This is a genomic window from Nocardia macrotermitis, from assembly GCF_009604405.1.
GTDB lineage: Bacteria > Actinomycetota > Actinomycetes > Mycobacteriales > Mycobacteriaceae > Nocardia > Nocardia macrotermitis.
The window spans coordinates 22399-40323 of record NZ_WEGK01000027.1 but is presented as its reverse complement, the minus strand read 5'-3'; the positions used below and the strand labels follow the sequence as shown (position 1 = coordinate 40323).

General features: G+C 67.6%; 15 protein-coding genes. 9 read left to right on the top strand and 6 right to left on the bottom strand.

Going from position 1 to position 17925, the window contains the following annotated elements; genetic code table 11:
• Positions 1 to 14 precede the first annotated feature (14 nt).
• From NRB20_RS35710 to NRB20_RS35700, 3 genes are all read left to right on the top strand, one after another.
• A complete protein-coding gene (locus tag NRB20_RS35710; protein ID WP_153415845.1) occupies positions 15 to 821 on the top strand; it encodes an enoyl-CoA hydratase in 807 nt (268 codons plus the stop codon).
• Between the two features lie 25 nt (positions 822 to 846).
• On the top strand, positions 847 to 2661 hold the full coding sequence (locus NRB20_RS35705; RefSeq protein WP_319945830.1) for a thiolase C-terminal domain-containing protein: 1815 nt from the start codon (positions 847 to 849) through the stop codon (positions 2659 to 2661).
• Between the two features lie 95 nt (positions 2662 to 2756).
• Positions 2757 to 3761: an aromatic ring-hydroxylating oxygenase subunit alpha gene (locus NRB20_RS35700; RefSeq protein ID WP_319945829.1), complete on the top strand. Its 1005-nt coding sequence runs from the start codon at positions 2757 to 2759 to the stop codon at positions 3759 to 3761.
• A gap of 85 nt (positions 3762 to 3846) precedes the next feature.
• Here NRB20_RS35700 and NRB20_RS35695 read toward each other — a convergent pair whose 3' ends face one another.
• Complete coding sequence (locus tag NRB20_RS35695; protein ID WP_319945828.1) at positions 3847 to 5145, bottom strand: amidohydrolase family protein; 1299 nt, start codon at positions 5143 to 5145, stop codon at positions 3847 to 3849.
• Positions 5146 to 5220: 75 nt separating this feature from the next.
• Positions 5221 to 6441: a CaiB/BaiF CoA transferase family protein gene (locus tag NRB20_RS35690; RefSeq protein WP_153415844.1), complete on the bottom strand. Its 1221-nt coding sequence runs from the start codon at positions 6439 to 6441 to the stop codon at positions 5221 to 5223.
• A gap of 187 nt (positions 6442 to 6628) precedes the next feature.
• On the opposite strand from NRB20_RS35690, the gene NRB20_RS35685 reads away from it, so the two are divergent.
• From NRB20_RS35685 to NRB20_RS35670, 4 genes are all read left to right on the top strand, one after another.
• Positions 6629 to 8167, top strand: coding sequence for an aldehyde dehydrogenase family protein (locus tag NRB20_RS35685; RefSeq protein ID WP_319945827.1), 1539 nt, complete (start codon positions 6629 to 6631; stop codon positions 8165 to 8167).
• Positions 8168 to 8437: 270 nt separating this feature from the next.
• A complete protein-coding gene (locus tag NRB20_RS35680) occupies positions 8438 to 9616 on the top strand; it encodes a thiolase family protein (RefSeq protein ID WP_153415843.1) in 1179 nt (392 codons plus the stop codon).
• A 47-nt stretch (positions 9617 to 9663) separates the two neighbouring features.
• Positions 9664 to 10425 carry a crotonase/enoyl-CoA hydratase family protein gene (locus NRB20_RS35675; RefSeq protein ID WP_319945826.1) on the top strand — a complete coding sequence of 254 codons (762 nt, stop codon included), beginning with the start codon at positions 9664 to 9666 and terminating at the stop codon, positions 10423 to 10425.
• Between the two features lie 27 nt (positions 10426 to 10452).
• Positions 10453 to 11223 (top strand): SDR family NAD(P)-dependent oxidoreductase, encoded by a 771-nt coding sequence (locus tag NRB20_RS35670; RefSeq protein WP_319945825.1) that lies wholly within the window; start codon positions 10453 to 10455, stop codon positions 11221 to 11223.
• 87 nt (positions 11224 to 11310) lie between these two features.
• On the opposite strand, the gene NRB20_RS35665 is transcribed toward NRB20_RS35670, so the two are convergent.
• The gene (locus NRB20_RS35665; protein ID WP_153415842.1) at positions 11311 to 11940 is read right to left on the bottom strand and encodes a hypothetical protein; all 630 of its coding nucleotides are present in this window, start codon (positions 11938 to 11940) and stop codon (positions 11311 to 11313) included.
• A 429-nt stretch (positions 11941 to 12369) separates the two neighbouring features.
• Here NRB20_RS35665 and NRB20_RS35660 point away from each other — a divergent pair, with 429 nt between their 5' ends.
• On the top strand, positions 12370 to 13056 hold the full coding sequence (locus tag NRB20_RS35660) for a sigma-70 family RNA polymerase sigma factor (protein ID WP_153415841.1): 687 nt from the start codon (positions 12370 to 12372) through the stop codon (positions 13054 to 13056).
• A 68-nt stretch (positions 13057 to 13124) separates the two neighbouring features.
• Here the strand turns inward: NRB20_RS35660 and NRB20_RS35655 are convergent, their stop codons facing one another.
• Both NRB20_RS35655 and NRB20_RS35650 read right to left on the bottom strand, forming a co-directional pair.
• Entirely contained in the window at positions 13125 to 13583 is a 459-nt protein-coding gene (locus NRB20_RS35655; RefSeq protein WP_153415840.1) for a DUF3237 domain-containing protein, read from the bottom strand.
• Complete coding sequence (locus NRB20_RS35650) at positions 13580 to 15253, bottom strand: CocE/NonD family hydrolase (protein ID WP_153415839.1); 1674 nt, start codon at positions 15251 to 15253, stop codon at positions 13580 to 13582. Before NRB20_RS35650 ends, NRB20_RS35655 begins: the two co-directional genes overlap by 4 nt.
• Before the next feature lie 199 nt (positions 15254 to 15452).
• On the opposite strand from NRB20_RS35650, the gene NRB20_RS35645 reads away from it, so the two are divergent.
• A complete protein-coding gene (locus tag NRB20_RS35645) occupies positions 15453 to 16490 on the top strand; it encodes an LLM class flavin-dependent oxidoreductase (RefSeq protein WP_194290131.1) in 1038 nt (345 codons plus the stop codon).
• A gap of 190 nt (positions 16491 to 16680) precedes the next feature.
• On the opposite strand, the gene dinB is transcribed toward NRB20_RS35645, so the two are convergent.
• Positions 16681 to 17913 (bottom strand): DNA polymerase IV, encoded by a 1233-nt coding sequence (gene dinB, locus NRB20_RS35640; protein ID WP_153415837.1) that lies wholly within the window; start codon positions 17911 to 17913, stop codon positions 16681 to 16683.
• Positions 17914 to 17925: the final 12 nt, after the last annotated feature.

Genomic DNA, 17925 nt, shown 5'->3' with positions numbered 1-17925 from the left:
ATGAAAGGCCAAGTATGAGTACCGAACTCGTTCTCTACGACGCGGCGGACGGGATCGCCACGATCTCGTTGAACCGTCCGGAAGTGCACAACGCGCAGAACATGGAATTGCTGGATCAGCTCGACGCGGCGTGGAGCCGGGCGGAGCTGGATCCGCAGGTCCGGGTGATCGTGTTGCGCGCCAACGGGAAACACTTCTCCGCCGGGCACGACATCGATCGCCGGACGTGGGACAACCAGGACAGGTGGCTGGTGTCGGAGGTCTACGAGCGGGAGGCGCACCGGTATGTGGGGTACTCGCTGCGCTGGCGCAATATTCCCAAACCGTCCATCGCGGCGGTGCAGGGTGTGTGCATCGCGGGTGGGCTGCTGCTGGCGTGGCCGTGCGATCTGATCGTGGCCGCCGACAACGCCCGGTTCTCCGATCCGGTCGTGGCGATGGGCATCGGCGGGGTCGAATATCACGGGCACACTTGGGAACTCGGTCATCGGCTGGCCAAGGAGATCCTGTTCACCGGTCGCGCGATCGACGCGCAGGAGGCATTGCGGGCCGGAATGATCAACAAGGTCGTCACCCGTGACGAACTGGACTCCGCGACAAGGGAACTGGCTGCGCAGATCGCCGAGAAGCACCCGTTCGCGCTGCGGGCGGCCAAGCGCGCGGTCAATCAGACCCTGGACATTCAGGGGTTCACCGCCGCGGTGCAGGCCGTATTCGACATTCATCAGCTCGGCCACGCGCACGCGATCTCCGAGACCGGGCAGCCGGTGCTGATGGCGCTGACCGAGATGAAAGGCCGTGCCGCGCAGCAGAAGCAGTGAGGCGCGGGCGGACGAAGGAGGTTTCGTGGCCGAGGATGTTTCACGTCCGCTGCCGTCGATCACACCGGAGACGGAGTTCTTCTGGACCTCCGGGGCCGACGGTCGCCTGCGGATTCGGGAGTGCCTGTCCTGCGCGGCGCTGATCCACCCGCCGCAGCCGGTCTGCCGGTACTGTCGCGGTGAGCGGTTGGGTGTGCGGGTGGTGTCCGGGTACGGCACGCTCATCGGATTCACCGTCAACCATCGGTTCGAGCTGCCCGGACTGCCCGCGCCGTACGTCGTCGCGCAGGTCGCGCTCGAGGACGATCCGCGGGTTCGGCTGACAACCAATGTGGTGCAGTGTGATTCGGCGGATTTGGTACTCGGCATGCGCATGGAGGTCGTGTTCGAACAGCTCAGGCCCGGAATGAGCGGGTCTGCCGATGCGGAACAATCCGGGGCAGCGGACCTGCGGTCGGGATCGTCCCGCGCGGGGGGCGTGTGGCTTCCGTTGTTCCGCCCGGCGTCATCGCAGCCGCCGGAACCGCAGCGGCCGGATCCGCCGGCGCGGGCCGCAGCGGAATCGCAGTCGGCACCCCATACTGTCGGCCAACCAAAAGCATTGTCGCCCTTACCTATCGACCAGATCAACCCCGCGCAGATCTCCCGTGAGATTCGGCCCATGGCCTCGCGCAACAAGTTCGAGGATCGGGTAGCGCTCACCGGCATCGGGATGTCCCGGATCGGGCGGCGGCTCATGGCCGACCCGCTGGCGCTGACCCTCGAGGCGTGCCGGGCGGCGGTGGCCGATGCCGGTCTGCGGTTCGAGGATATCGACGGGCTGGCCACGTTCCCCGGTTCCGGGCCGCCGGGGCCGTACACCGAAGGTGGTGTGACAGCGGTGGAATCGGCCCTGGGCATCCGGCCGACCTGGTACAACGGCGGCGGCGAGACGTTCGGTCCGGCCGGTTCGGTGATCGCGGCCATGCTCGCGGTGGCGGCCGGATTCGCCCGGCACGTGCTGTGCTTCCGGACCGTCTGGGAGTCCACCTACGCGGAACTGGTTCGGGCCGGGCGCATTTCGCCGTCGGCCGGGATCACCGACAGCTGGCTCGCACCCTACGGCGCGATCTCCGCGGCCCACACCCTCGCCCAGACCGCGCAGCGGCACTTCCACACCTACGGCACCGATCGCGAGACGCTGGGCTGGATCGCACTGAACCAACGCGCGAATGCCGCGCTGAATCCGGCTGCGATCTACCGTGATCCGCTCACCATGGCCGACTACCTGTCCGCGCGGATGATCACCACGCCGTTCGGGCTGTACGACTGCGACGTTCCGTGCGATGCCTCGGTCGCGGTGATCGTCTCCGCCCGCGAGACCGCCGCGGATCTGGCCCGGCCCCCGGTCCTGGTCGAAGCGGTCGGCACCCAGATCGTCGAACGCCTGGAATGGGATCAGAGCACTCTGACCCACGAGCCGCAGGTACTCGGCCAGGCCGCGCACCTGTGGACGCGCACCGACCTGCGCCCGGCCGACGTCGACGTGGCCGAACTCTACGACGGCTTCACCTTCAACTGCCTGTCCTGGATCGAGGCCCTCGGATTCTGCGAAATCGGCGAGGGCGCGGCGTTTCTCGACCAGGGCCGCGCCATCGCCCGCGACGGTGTGCTGCCGCTCAATACGCACGGCGGCCAGCTCTCGCACGGCCGCACGCACGGTATGGGCCTGGTCCACGAGGCCGTCACGCAGCTGCGCGGAGACGGTGGGGCACGGCAGATTCCGGACGCGCGGGTCGCGGTCGTCACGAGCGGGGGACTGACTCCCAGCGGCGTGCTGTTGCTCCGGTCGGACCGATGATCGGCCGGTTCGAGGCTCGCCAACCCGTGTTGAATATATTACTGTAATACTAACAGTATTGAACTGAAGCATCCTCGGAGAACTGGAGGTGTCCCGTGAAGGTTCCCTTCACCTGGAAGGTGACCGGATGGTTCATGGTCGGATGGTCCGCCGAATTCCCGCTCGGCGAGGCGCGGCCGCTGCGCTATTTCGGTGAGGATCTGGTGGCCTATCGCGGTGAGGACGGTGAGCTGCACATCCTGACCGGGCACTGCCGGCATCTCGGCGCGCACATCGGCCATGGCGGCAAGGTGGTCGGCGACTGTGTGGAATGCCCGTTCCACGGCTGGCGGTGGGGGCCGGACGGCACCAACCGCCGGATCCCGGGGGAGAGCCGGACCAATCGCGGCCTGCGGCTGCGGGTGTATCCGGTGAACGAGCAGAACGGCTGCGTGTTCATGTGGCATCAGCCCGAAGGCGCACCGCCGCAATGGGATATGCCCGATATCTTCGATCTCTTCCCGTCGGTCGGCACCGCGCCCACCGGGTATTACCGGCCCTATCCGGAGTTCTCCCGCAAGACCGAACGCGAGCCCGTGCATCCACAGGTCGCCCTCGAAAACGGCCCGGACAGTTTGCATTTCGAGTATGTCCACGGCGCCACGGTGACGCCGCGCATGCTGGACTGGAGCGAGGACGGGCACACCTGGTCCTTCCTGACCGGCTGGCCCGACGCGCGCAGCGCGGATCCGGACAAGATGGCGATGAAGATCCACGCGCATATGTTCGGCCTGGGTGGATCCATCAGCGCCTTCGAGGGATCGGCGAAACATCGGCTGATCTTCGCCACCACGCCCGTGGACGACGAATGCTCCGACATGTTCTATTCGATCTGGTGGCCGCGCAATCCGGATGCCGAATCCGATGTTCCCCCACCGGAAGTCATCGAGCGGGTGGAGCGGCAGTTCCTGGTCACGGTGTGGGAGGACCTGAGCATCTGGCGTTATCAGAAGTATGTCGAGCATCCGCCGCTCTCGCCCCGGGACGTGAAACCGTATCTGTCCCTGCGCAAATGGGCACAGCAGTTCTACGATGTGCCGCCGGTGGACACCTCCGCGTGAGTCCGTGACTCGTTCGCCCACAAGGAAACAGCAATCGAGGCCCGCCTGACAATCGCAGGCGGGCCTCGATTTTCGGTACTGCGGATCAGCTCGCTGTATGCGCGGTGGCGGCCTTGATCTGGCTCTGGTACGCGCCGAGCTTCTCCTGCGCGGAGGTCACCTTGTGGCTGCGGGCCTGGATGCTCACATCGTGCCCGGCCGCCGCGGCACGTAGCGCGCCGACGGTGGCCTGCTCGCGCGGGATGTGCGCGAAGGGGTCGAAGCTGTACCAGCGCATGGCATTTCGATGTGTCATCTTGTCGATCTCGTCGTCGGGCACCTGCTCCTGGGTGAGCACCTCGTGCAATGCCTCGGGCGCGTCCGGCCACATCGAGTCGCTGTGCGGATAATCCATCTCCCAGGAGATGTTGTCGATGCCGATCTCGTTGCGCAGCCGCACGCCGATCGGATCGCTGATGAAACAGGTCAGGAAGTGTTCGCGGAAGATGTCCGAGGGGACCTTGCCGCCGAAATCCTGTGTGGTCCAGGCGGAATGCATCTCGAAGGTGCGGTCCACGCGTTCGAGGAAGTACGGGATCCAGCCGGTGCCGCCCTCGGACAGCGCGATCTTGAGGTCCGGATAGTCCTTGACCGGCCGGGACCACAGCAGGTCGGCGGCGGCCTGCACGATGTTCATCGGTTGCAGGGTGATCATCACGTCCGGGGGTGAGTCGACCGCGGGCACCGACAGGCGTCCGGAGGATCCGATGTGCACGCTGCACACGGTGTCGGTGTCCACCAGCGCCTGCCACAGCGGATTCCAGTACGGGTCGTGGAAGCTCGGATAGCCCAGTGCCGCAGGATTTTCCGTGAACGTCAGCGAGTGCACGCCCTTGTCGGCGCAGCGCCGCACCTCGTCCGCGCACGCCCGCGCGTCCCAGATCACCGGCAGGGCCATCGGGATGAAGCGGCCCGGATACGCGCCGCACCATTCGTCGATATGCCAGTCGTTGTAGGCGCGGACCAGGGCCAGGGAGAAGTCCGGATCCTCGGTGGCGAACAGGCGCGCGGCGAAACCGGGGAAGGACGGGAAGTTCATCGAGGCCAGTACGCCGCCGGCGTTCATATCCTTGATGCGCTCGTGCACGTCGAAGCAGCCGGGCCGAATCTCGTCCAGCCCTTCGGGTTCCAGGCCGTACTCGTGTTTGGGGCGTCCGGCGACGGCATTGAGCGCCACGTTCGGCACCGTGACTTCACGGAATTTCCAGACGTCCGCACCGTCGTCGGTGTGGACGAGTCGCGGTGCGTCGGCAATGTACTTGGCGGGCAGATGATTTCGGAACATGTCCGGCGGTTCGATGATGTGGTCGTCGACGCTGATCAGGATCATGTCGTTCTTGTCCACGAGCACGCTCCTCGTATGAGTTTACAGTATGGCTTACAATATAGACCGTGGCGGCCCTCGTCGGAGGTGCTCGGTTCAGAGAATCGCCCCGGCGTCCTTGGCCGCGGCGATATCGTCCCAATCCAGTCCCAGCTCCAGCAGGATCGTCTCGGTGTGCTCGCCGTACTCCGGCGAGCGGCTCGGGCGCGGGGGAGTCTCGTCGAATTGCACTGGGGCGCTTACTGTTCGATAGGCCCGGCCGGAGTCGTCGGTGACCTTCATCAGATAGTCGTTGGCGGCGACCTGCGGGTCGTGCAGCACTTCCTGCGGGCTGGCCAGGGTGGACCAGACGGCGGGTTCGTCGGCCAGGACCTTCTGCCACTCGGCCAGATCGCGTTCGGCGAAGGTGCGGCGCAGTTCGGCCGTCGCGGCCTCCTGGTTCGCGACCAGATTGGCCAGGGGGACGAATCGTTCGTCGACGGCCAGGTCGGGTCTGCCGATGCGTTCGCAGAAACCCTTCCAGAAACGATCTGTCTGGAGCAGCATCAGCTGCACCCAGCGGCCGTCGCGGGTCTTGTAGCGGTTCACCGCCGGGTTGAGCGCGGTGCCCGCCTCGCCCGCCGGAATGCGGTCGATGCCGTAGTAGTCGGCCGCGGCGATGTCGGGGGCGATCGCCCACATGCCTTGTGCCAGTAGCGAATTGTCCACGATGGGGGCGTGGCCGGTGCGTTCGCGGTGGAACAGTGCGGCGGTGACGCCGCCGGCCAGCGTGATCCCGCCCTGTAGGTCGCCGAACGCGGGTCCCTGGGTGACCGGGTATTCGGTGCCGGTGGGGGTGAGCGCGTAGGCGACGCCCGCGCGGGCCAGATAGCTGGCCGCGTCGAATCCGCCGCGGTCGCGTTCGGGGCCGCGGCTGCCGTGGCCGCTGCCGCGCGCGATGATCACCCGGGGGTTGAACTCCCGGATCCGCTCGACGGTCAGTCCGGCGCGTTCGAGTGGGGCGGGGAGCCAATTGGTCAGGAACACATCGGCTTTCGCGATCAGCTTGCCGACGATCTGGTGGCCGCGTTCGGATTTCACGTCGACGCCGATGCTGCGTTTCCCGTGATTGCCCAGCTCCATCATGAAGTTGGCGCGCACCGGGGCGTGCGCGGGATCCAGGCCCCCGACCACCAGATTGCGGCACGGATCCCCGCCCCGGGTGTCCTCGATCTTGATGACGTCCGCGCCCCAATCGGCAAGTGCGGCACCGGCGCTGGGCACATAGGTCCACGACGCCAATTCGACTACCCGGATGTCGTTGAGCAGGCCCGACATGGGTGCTCCCTTCCGCTGTGTTGCCTGGTACCGATTGCCCGGTACGGTGAAGTACTATACGGTAAGGATTACAGTTAATCATCCAGGATGAGAGTTGTCCGGGTGATCGGGCCGTGATCCGGTCCGGTAGGTGACGCGCCGTGACCGGTCGCGATATCCGTGTTTCCGCTGGCAGTCAGGAGTGGACGTGAGCGAGATCGTCGGAGAAACCTCCTCTCCCAGTGTGGAATTGGGCCTGGACGCGGGCCGGCGAGCCGAATCGCGCATGCTGGTGGACGGCGCGCTGGTTCCCGCGGCCTCGGGCGCGGAATTCGACAATGCCGCCCCGGCCACCGGGATGGTTCTCGGCGCGACGGCCGCGGCCGGCTCCGAGGACATGTCGCGCGCGATCGCCGCCGCGCGTCGCGCCTTCGACGAGACCGTGTGGCCGACCGACCGCGCGTTGCGGCGACGCTGCCTCGAGCAATTGCAGGCTGCGCTCGAAGCCGAAAAGGGTGATCTAGGAACCGAACTCGTCGCCGAGGCCGGATGTCCGGTGATGACTCTGGGCACCGCGCAGGTGGATTGGCCGTTGGCGGAATCGCTGCGCTATCCGATGCGGCTGATCGAGGAATTCGCCTGGGAACGGACCCTCGACGGCGGTGGCCTGTTCGGAGATCGCAACGTACGCACCGTGATTCAGGAACCGGTCGGTGTCGTGGCCGCGATCTGCCCGTCCAACTTTCCGGTCGAGGTGATGCTCAACAAGCTGGGCCCCGCACTCGCGGCGGGCAATACCGTTGTGCTCAAACCGGATCCGCACACGCCGTGGAACGCCACCCGCCTGGGCCGGATCATCGCCGAGCACACCGAGTTTCCGCCGGGTGTGGTGAATATCGTGCCGACTCCGTCGAATGAGGTCGCGGCCCTGCTGGCGACCGATCCGCGAGTCGACATGATCTCCTTCACCGGATCGACCGCGGTCGGCCGCACACTCGTACGGCTCGGGGCCGACACGATGAAACGCACGTTCCTGGAACTGGGCGGCAAATCGGCGCTGATCGTGCTGCCGGACGCTGATCCCGTCGCGGCGCTGCGCAGTGCGGCGGGCGTCTGCGTGCACGCGGGCCAGGCGTGCGCGGCGACCACGCGAATGCTGGTGCACCACAGCGTGTTCGAGGAGATGGCCGGAAATGTCGCGGCCGCCTTCGAGACGATCCCTGTCGGTGATCCGGCACTGCCGCACACGCTGGTGGGCCCGCTGATCAGCCCGGCCGCGCAACGTCGTGTCCTGGACGCCTGCACGCGCGCGGTCGCCGACGGCGCGCGCCTGATCACCGGCGGTCGCATTCCCGATATGCCACCCGACCTCTCCGGCGGAAACTGGTTCAGCCCAACGGTATTCGCCTGCGAGGACCCCAGTCTGCCGATCGCGCAGGAGGAGATCTTCGGCCCGGTCCTGGTGATGATCCCGTTCGTCGACGACGAGGACGCCGTACGCATCGCCAACCACAGCGTCTACGGCCTGGCCGGTGCGGTGCTGTCGGGCTCGGCCGAGCGCGGCGCGGCGATCGCCCGACGCGTGCGAACCGGCGCGATCGGCGTCAACGGCGGCATGTTCTACGGCGCGGACGCCCCCTTCGGCGGCTACAAGAACAGCGGCATCGGCCGCCAATGCGGCCTGGAGGGCTTCGCCCAGTATCTGGAAACCAAAACCCTCGCCCATCGCACGCCGCGGCAGCGCTGACCGGAAAGGTGCTGGATCTTGCGGAAATCGGACGACAACGTTGCGGTCGGGCCTGCGGCCGAGGGTTCCTCGCGCCCTCGAACGACCGATTACGTTTCACGACAGGCGATTACGCGAGAGCCATGCCGGTGTCCGCTGAGTGGGATGCGGCCTTGCGAACTCTGGACGCGGCGGCTGTCGACAGATACTGTAGGTCATACTGTATAACGTAAGAACATAGCGGACGCCGTGCCACGTGGTGCGGCCCGAGTGGTGCAGAGGTTGAGAGGTATGGCGAAACCCGTCATCGTCAGCGCGGTCCGGACCGCGATCGGACGATCCTTCAAGGGGGCTCTGGCGAATGTGCCCTCGGAGACGTTGGCGACCACCGTACTGCCCGAGGCGGTGCGCCGGGCCGGGATCGATCCGGCGGTGGTCGACGATGTCATTCTGGCCGAATTGAATTACGGCGGTGGCGATCTGGCCCGCTATGCCGCGGTGGCGTGCGGTATGGAGACCGTGCCGGGGCAGGCGGTGAACCGGCACTGCACCGGCAGCCTGACCGCGATCGCCAACGGCGCGGCGCACATCGTGGCCGAGATGGAACGGGTGATCGTCGCGGGCGGCGTGCAGTCGCTGTCCACCGCGCCGCTGATGAAGTGGCGGGTGCCGGGCAAGGCCGAGCTGGAATTCGTGGAGCCGTGGATGCCGCCCTCGCATCCCGAGACGCCCGACGCGCCGACGATGGACATGTCGATCACGGTCGGCTGGAACACCGCGAAGAAGGCGGGCATCAGCCGCGCGGAGATGGACGCGTGGGCGTTGCGCTCGCATCAGCGGGCGATCGCGGCGATCGATGCGGGCAAGTTCGTGGACGAGATCGTGCCGCTCGAGGCGCAGCAGTTCGACGGTTCGGTGGTCGATTTCGCGGTGGACGAATTTCCCAGGCGCGGAACGACTCTGGAACGGTTGGCGGCCCTTCCCGTATTGCATCCGGAGATCGACGGATTCTCCATCACGGCGGGCAACAGCAGCGGCATCAACGACGCGGCCGCGGCGGTGACGCTGGTCGGTGACGACTTCGCGGCCGCGGAGGGGCTCGAGGTGCTGGGCACGGTGCGGGCATGGGCCAATGCCGCGATGACCCCGGCGGACAACGGCCTGGCGGCGGGCAAGGTGATCGGCAAGGTCCTGGATCGTGCGGGCCTGAAGGTCTCGGATGTGGCGCTGTGGGAGATCAACGAGGCGTTCGCCTCGGTGCCGATCGCGGCCTGTCGCGAACACGGTATCGATGAGGAACTGGTGAACTTCTCCGGCAGCGGATGCAGTCTGGGGCATCCGATTTCGGCCTCGGGGGCGCGCATGGTGACCACGCTGCTGTACGAGCTGCGGCGACGCGGCGGCGGTATCGGTGTGGCGGCGATGTGCGCGGGCGGCGGCCAAGGGGGTGCATTGGTGCTCGAGGTCTGAGCTCGCTCGTTGTCCGACGAAATATGAACAGATAGGTGGGTTTTCCGGTGTCCGATGAAGTGCTGCGGGAACGCCGCGGGCGCACGCTGGTGATCACGATCAACCGGCCGCAGGCGCGCAACGCGATCAACACCGCGGTCAGCCAGGGGCTGGCCGACGCGATCGACGAACTCGACGAGAGTCTCGAACTGTCGGTGGCCGTGCTGACCGGCGCGGGCGGGAACTTCTGTGCGGGAATGGATTTGAAGGCGTTCACGGCCGGTGAGGTGGTGATCGTTCCGGGTCGCGGACTCGGGTTCACCGAACGTCCACCGGTCAAACCGATCATCGCGGCGGTCGAGGGGTACGCGCTGGCCGGTGGCACCGAACTGGTGCTGGCGACCGATCTGATCGTGGCCTCCCGCACTGCGAAATTCGGTATCCCCGAGGTGAAACGAGGACTGGTCGCGGCCGGTGGCGGGCTGCTGCGCCTGCAACATCGCATCCCGTATCAGAAAGCCATGGAGCTGGCGCTGACCGGTGACAGCTTCACCGCCGCAGAGGCCGCGGGCTACGGCCTGGTCAACGAATTGACCGAACCCGGTGCGGCACTGGAGAAGTCGCTCGCGCTGGCCGCGCGGATCACCGCGAACGGTCCGCTGGCGGTGGCCAAAACCAAAGAGGTACTGGCCAAGTCGAGCGACTGGTCCACCGAGGAGATGTGGCGCAAACAGCTCGAACTCGTCATTCCGGTGTTTCAGTCCGCGGACGCGCAGGAGGGCGCGCGAGCGTTCGCCGAGAAGCGCGAGCCGAAATGGACCGGCGCGTAACAACAATCGTGCAGACAGGAGAAGACCGTGTCCTTCGAGGGTGAAGTCGTAGTGGTGACCGGCGGTGCCGGTGGATTGGGTGCGGCGACGGTGCGTCGGCTGCACGGCGCGGGCGCCGCGGTGCTCATCGCGGATGTCAACGACGAGAAGGGAAATGCGCTGGCCGACGAGCTCGGCAACAAGGCGGCCTACGTGCACACCGACGTCCTGGACGAGGACACCATCCAGACCGCGCTGGCGAAGGCCGGGGAGCTCGGTGTGGTGCGTTACGCGGTGATCGCGCACGGTGGTTTCGGTGTGCTGGAGAAGGTGGTGAACCGGGACGGGAGCCCGCACACCTTCAAGGGTTTCACCGATACGATCGCGCTGTACCTCAGCGGCACCTACAACGTATTGCGTTTGGCCGCAGCGCATATCGCGGCCCTCGACCCCAAGGCCGAGGGGGAGCGCGGTGCGATCGTGATGACCAGCTCGATCGCCGGATACGAGGGGCAGGTCGGCCAATCCGCCTACGCCGCGGCCAAGGGTGGTGTCATCGGGCTGACTCTGGCCGGCGCCCGAGACCTGAGCTCGGTCGGCATCCGTCTCAACACCATCGCCCCGGGCACCATGCGCACCCCGATCATGGAATTCCTCGGCGAGGAGAAACTCTCGAATTTCGCTGCGGCAGTGCCGTTCCCGAAACGCCTGGGCGCACCCGACGAATACGCCTCACTGGCACAGCATCTGCTGGAGAACCCGTATATCAACGGTGAGGTGGTGCGCATCGACGGCGCACAGCGTTTCCAACCGCGCTGAGTGCGTCGATTCTGCTGCTGCCCAAGCTGTTCGGGGCCCATGTCCACTGTAATCCGCTGCGGGAGCACGGATCAGGGGACATGGGCCCTACGCGGTATCAGCGGGTCCCGATGCCGACCCGAGTCGCCAGGCCGCATAGACGAAGGCGACCTGGGCCGCGGTGTTGGAGAGTTGTTCGACCCATTGCAGCGGGATGGTCTGGCCGTCCCGGGACGCCAGGAATCCCAGCAGGAAGAAAGCCGCCAGCTGTACGGCGAACAGGACCGCGGCCAGGGCGACGCGGCGGGCGCGCGCGGTGCTGATCAGCTGCACACCGGCCACGGTCGCGAAGATCATCGTGCCGACCAGGAAGACGCTCGGCGCTCCTTTCAGAACGCCGCCGACCGCGCATGCGGCGATGAGCAGCGGTACCAGGATTCGTAACCAGGTCGGCGTCGGACGCGGCGGCAACGCCAGGCACAGCAGCCCGAATCCCACGGCGAGCAGCGGGAACAGTGCGCCCCGCAACCAGGCGTGATCGCCGAGGTCCAGGGCGGCGAGCAGCTTGGCGGTGGCTTTCGCGAGACCGCCGCAGCCGATGAGCGCGGCCGCGACGGTGACGGTGGTGCGTCGGTCGGGGACCGTGCGTCGCAGCAGCAACACTCCGACGGCGGTGAGCAGCACCGGCGCGAAGTCCTCGACGGCCAGCGGGATCGGGTAGTTCACGGGCGCGTTCATACTGTGTAGATTCTGCAACAGACGAGTGCCCGGTGTGGCCGCGCGGGGCGACTCTCCGGACGTAGAACACGTTTTCCGCACGGGCACTGCGCTATTGGAAGCCGCGGCTCGACGCATCCCGAGCGCCGCGGCGGCTCGGGCACGGGGCGTTTACCCGCGCTGGGAAGGTCGAAAGTCCTCTGTTGCAGGGACGAAGACCATCAGATGCGCGCTGGCCCCTTTCGCGGCAGCGAACGGTGGGCATACTTGATTCCTGGCAGTCGTGCGATCGGAATGTGAAACATGTTCTGCCGTGGGATCTTTCAGCTTCGCCGGGGCGGAGATCCGGTTCGGGGCCGGATATCGCACGTCCTGGTTCGAGCTGCTCGAAAACAGTTGGGGTCGATTGTGATTGACGCATTGCGCGAACATCGTGCGGGTGCCGCCGCGATGGCTGTCACCGAGCCGGGCTCCGGGCGGCTACCGGAGTCGGCTCCGGCGACATCCGGACTGATCGTTGTTGCGGGAGAACGGGATCGGCGGCCCGAGGTCACGGCGCGGCCGTCCGCCTTCGACGCCGAACTGGACGCGGTGGTCGGCGCCGCGGTGCGCGGCGATCGGCAGGCGCTGGTGCGGGTGCTGGAGATCGTCCAGCAGCCGGTGGTGCGCTACTGCCGGGCGCGGATCGGATACGCCGAACGCGGGCAGATCTCCGCCGACGACGTCGCGCAGGAGGTCTGTCTGGCCGTGGTGACCGCGCTGCCGCGCTACCAGGATCAGGGTCGGCCGTTCATGGCCTTCGTCTACGGGATCGCCGCGCACAAGGTCGCCGACGCGCGCCGCAACCTCGCCCGCGACAAGTCGTACGCGACCGACGAGGTCCCCGAGGTTGCCTGCCTCGATCAGGGTCCCGAGCAGCGGGCACTGGAATCCGAGGAGACCCGCCGGATGAACGCCATGCTGGCCACGCTGCCGGAACGCGCCCGCGAGATCCTCATCTTGCGGTTGGTGGTGGGCCTGTCGGCGGAGGAGACCGCGACCACCGTGGGCAGTACGGCCGGTGCGGTGCGAGTCGCCCAGCATCGCGCCCTGGCGAAGCTCAGGGTGCTCGCGCAGGCCGAGGAGATGGTGCGCTGAGCGGGTCCGGCGGCGAAGTGGACGCGTCGCCGAGGTACGGGCTGGGACCCCGCCGCGAACTGCGGGGGTCAGGTCACGCGGTAGGCGGCGTAGCGGACCCGGTGGGCTTCGCGCACGTAGGAGGCGACGTAGAGGGATCGCTCGAATTCGGGGCGGGCGGCGGATTCGATGGTCACCGTGGCGCGGAAGTAGTAGTCCGCGGGATCGACCGGATCGCCGCGCAACAGCGCGTCCAGCACCTCGGGCGGGCCGCTGCGGACGCCGACGGCGTGCAGATACAGCAGGTCGCCGTCGTCGGCCTGCGCGGTGTAGCGGCCGTCGATCTCGATCGCGCCGTCGGGACGCACCAGCTGCCAGTCCGCGCCGCCGCGCAGGATCCGGCCCTCGAACGCGCCGCGGACCGCCCCGCCGATGATCGGGATCACGCGCCGATGCCCGGCCCGGGTCTGACCGTGATCCTCGAGCGGCCCCAGATCCGCCTCGACCTCGAACGCCCACTCCAGGGCGGGAACCGGCGGCGCGCTCATCGCGTCCACACCGGTAGCGAGATACCCGAGGCGTGCGGGCCCGAGTGCGAGATCTCCTGGTGCGCAACGATTGTCGAGGCGGCATCGAAGGCGGGTTCGCCGGTGCCGGGGTTGCGCGCGTAGCGCGGATGCGCCCCGGAACTCACCTGGATCCCGACCCGATGTCCGGCCGCGAAATTGTGGAACGTCGGCCACAATCGCAGCTCGACCTCGCGGAACCCGTCGGCATTGGGTTCGGGATCGGTGGCAGCGGTGCCGATCGAACCGATCCGGCGGATACCGTCGCACACGGTGATGGCTCGGCCGTCGGGATGCACATCGGTGATCCGCACGAAGACGTCGTAACTCGGTGCGCTGGAACGGATTCGGATGTGTGCGAGCGGCTCCCCGGCGATCTCCAGCGCGGTCGCGAGCGGTTCGGAACGGAAGGCCACCACATCCGGGCGGGATTCGTGCTCGGTGTTGTCCTCGGGCCCCTTGGCGGGCCCCAGGCTCGGACCGCCCAGCGCCGGAGTCGGCTGTTGCGGATCGTAGGTGTAGCAGGTCGCACCGCCCGCCGGAGCCTCGGTCGAGAGCCCGCCGTCCGCGTGCAGCAGCCAGTCCTGCGCGGCGGTGCCCCGCGGCGGCCACTCCTGGAAGTCGTGCCAGATCCGCGTACCGGTCTCGAACGCGCGCACCGGGGCCCGCCCGGCCGGTTCACCCTGGAAGACCTCGCGCAGGAAGCCGACCGTATCCCGGTGTGCCGGAACGGCTTTGCCGCGCGACATGTGACTCCACGGGCCGATCGTCAGGCGCGGCGGATTGCCCGCCTCGACCAGCTGCCGGTAGTTGCGCAGCTGCCACGGCAGGAAGATGTCGTACCACCCGGTCACCATCAGCACCGGCGCGGTCACCTCGGGCACCGAGGCGGTGTGCGACTGTGAGGTCCAGTACTCGTCGGTGAGCCGCTCGTGCCGCACCCAGTCCTGATACCAGTCGATCGCGTGCCCGGTCGCGGCGCTGTCCCCGCGACTCAACGGCAGTACGTCGAATGCCTTGTCCAACTTGGGATCCGGCAGGGCGATGCCGAGCAGCGCCAGCCCGCCGCGATCCATGAAATCCATCATGCGACTCCATCCCAGTGCGTTGTGCATTGCGAAAGCACCGTTGTCCCAGGTGATTTCGCCGAAATCGGGCATGGTGATCTGTAGTACCAGGGCCTCGGGGGCGTGGTCCGGATCCTCGCGCTGCATCCGGCCCGCGACGGCCCACTGTGTATAACCCATATAACTTTCGCCGAACGTCGCGAGATGTCCGGTGAACCACGGCTGCGCGCGGACCCAGCGATGGGTGGCCGTGCCGTCGCGCTGTTCGTCGTGCTGCGGGGTGAACTTTCCCTGCGAACCCCAAGTGCCACGGCAACTCTGGAAGAAAACGGTGAAACCTTCGTACGCCAGGACGCGGGCCGCGCCACCGAGCACACCGCGGCGTCCGTACGGTCCGCGGATCACGATCGTCGGCAGCGAACCGTCGGCATCGACGGGCCGGTACAGATCGCCGAGCAGTTCGACACCGTCCGGCATCGGCACGCGCAGGTCCCGGGTGGTCTCGATATCGTGGGTTCCCAGTTCGACGCCGCGTCGGGTGCGCGCATCCAGTGCGCGGGTGAGCCGCTGTCGTAGTCCGGTCATGCGATGCCTCCTTCGCGGCACGACGAGGGATCCCGCGCGGTGTCGTACCGCCTCCGGGCTCGCTCGCACACCGCCTCCTCAAACGGGCCCGAGGGGAGGAGCCGGGACTTCCGGGCCCTGTCGTCGCGCCTCGAACATCCCCGAGGCTATCGTCCGAAGGGGGGATGTGGGTGCAGCACGACACGACGGAAGGTGTGCCATGGAGATCGCGGTCGGCCTGGATCGGGGCCTCGGATTGTCCTGGGATCAGTACCGTGAACTGGGCAGACATGCTGCCCGCCAGGGATATCGGAGTGTGTGGACCAACGCCATGATCGGCCGCGAGGCGACGCACATCTGCGCGCAGTGGTCGGCCGCGACCGCCGATCTGGTGCCCGGCGGCATCGGCACCGGGATCTCGGTCGTGCCGATCGGCTACTGGTCGGTGCCCGCGCTGGCCTCCTGCGCGGCGACGGTCGGTGAGATCAGCGGCGGGCGATTCGTGCTCGGGATCGGGTCGGGCGCGTTGCATTCGCCGGAATTCCGGCGGTCGCTGGGGCTGCGGGACGAGTTGCGGCCGCTGGGCACGATGCGCGAATGGCTCGTCACGTTGCGTGCGCTGCTGGCCGGTGAGACCGTCGAGCACGAGGGGCGCGCGGTGAATCTGCACGGCGTCGCGCTCGGGTCGACACCGCCGAAAGTGCCTGTGGCACTGGGGGCTCTGGGCCCGAAGATGCTCGCTCTGGCCGGGGAGGCCGCCGACGGCGCGGCACTGAACTGGTGCACGGCCGAGCAGGTCGCCGCCAACCGGGAGCTCGTGGCGGAGGGTGCGCGGGCGGCCGGTCGTGATCCCGGCGAGGTGTCGATGATCGAGTACATCCGCATCTGCGTCGACGAGGACGAGGATCTCGCGCGCCGCGGTCTGGTCCGGGCCCTGATCGGATACGCGCTGGCCGCGCCCGGGGCGAACAAGTCGCTCGGGTATCGCGGGCACTTCGGGCGGATGGGTTTCGACGACGCGTTGACCGAACTCGAGGAACGTCGCGATCGCGGCGCCGCGCTGGACGAGCTGATCGAGGCGTTCCCGGTGGAGCTCGCGCGGCAGGTCGGTTACTACGGACCGGCCTCGGGTGCGGCGGCCGGATTCTCCGCTCTCGCAAAGGGTTTGGACACCGCGATCGTGCGAGTGGTGCCCGCCCGGCCGGGCATCGAATCGATTACCGCCGTCATGGACGCGTGCCCCCCTTCGGAGTTGTGAGCGGATCGCCGACGGGTGCGGCCGGATCGCCGCTGTCGGCTGCGCGGTGTCGTGACACGAGCATGGTCGTGCGGCGTCCAGCTGTCCCGGGATCGGGGCTTGTCGTTCTCTGGAACGCCGCGAGAATGTTTGTGGCGCTGGGTAATTGCTTCGTCTTCGGGAATGCTTTGCTCGCCGTGGACATGTGTGGTCAGTCCGGGAGTAGTGGCACCGAGAGTCCCTCGCCCCGGTGCAGCAGGGCCGCCCGGGTGACCGTGCCCGCGCCGAAGCGGTCGCGGAGTTGGTCGAGGGTGGTGTCCAGGGTGCTGTCGGGGCGGGGTTCGAAGGGGAGGGTGAGTTGCATGGTGTGGGCGTCGTCGAGGTTGGTCAGGGACAGGCCGATCAGGGTGAGGCCGCGTTCGCGGATCATGGGCACGGCCGCGCGCAACAGGGTGTGCGCGGCCTCGTCGATGACGCGCCCATGGTCGGTGGCGGCGGGCAGCGAATGTGATCGGGTGGCCCGGGTGAAATCGTCGAATCGCAAGCGCAGCACCACTGTTCGGCAGACTCGATCGGCGGCACGCAGGCGGTGGCCGAGGCGATCGGCCAGTCCCGAGAGGTAGGACTCGATCTCCTCCGGGGTTCGGGTGCGGCGGCCCAGCGCGCGTTGGGCGCCGATGGATCGGCGGCGATGGCCGGTGTCGACGCGACGGGGATCGCGGGCCCACGAGAGCGCGTGCAGATGTCTGCCCGCCGCGGGACCGAGCAGCCCGGACAGGCCCTGCTCGCCCAGTTCGGCGAGTTGCCCGATCCGGGTGATGCCGTGCTCGTGCAGCGTGCGCGCGGTGACTTCGCCTACGCCCCAGAGCCTTTCGACCGGCAGCGGATGCAGGAAATCCAACTCCCCGTCGGGCGGCACCTCCAACAACCCGTCCGGCTTGCTGACCGCGCTGGCCACCTTCGCGAGAAATTTGGTCCGCGCCACCCCTACCGAGATCGGCAGCCCCACCTCCGTGCGCACCCGCTCCCGCAATGTGTGGGCGATCTGCACCGGACTCCCGACCAGCCGCAGCAACCCGCCGACGTCCAGGAACGCCTCGTCGATCGAAATCCCCTCCACCTCCGGCGTGGTATCCCGAAAGATCTCGAACACCGCCCGACTGGCCCGCGCGTAAGCCGACATCCGCGGCGACACCACGATCGCATCCGGACACAACCGCAACGCCTGCCGACCGTTCATCGGCGTCCGTATCCCGCGCGCCTTCGCCTCGTAACTGGCCGCCAACACCACCCCACCCCCCACGATCACGGGCCTCCCGCGCAACCGCGGATCATCCCGCTGCTCGACCGAGGCATAGAACGAATCCAGATCCGCATGCAGGATCGACGCCCGCGCAGCACCACCCCCGGACCCCTCTGACACTCCAGATCTCGACACGAACATATGTTCGCATAG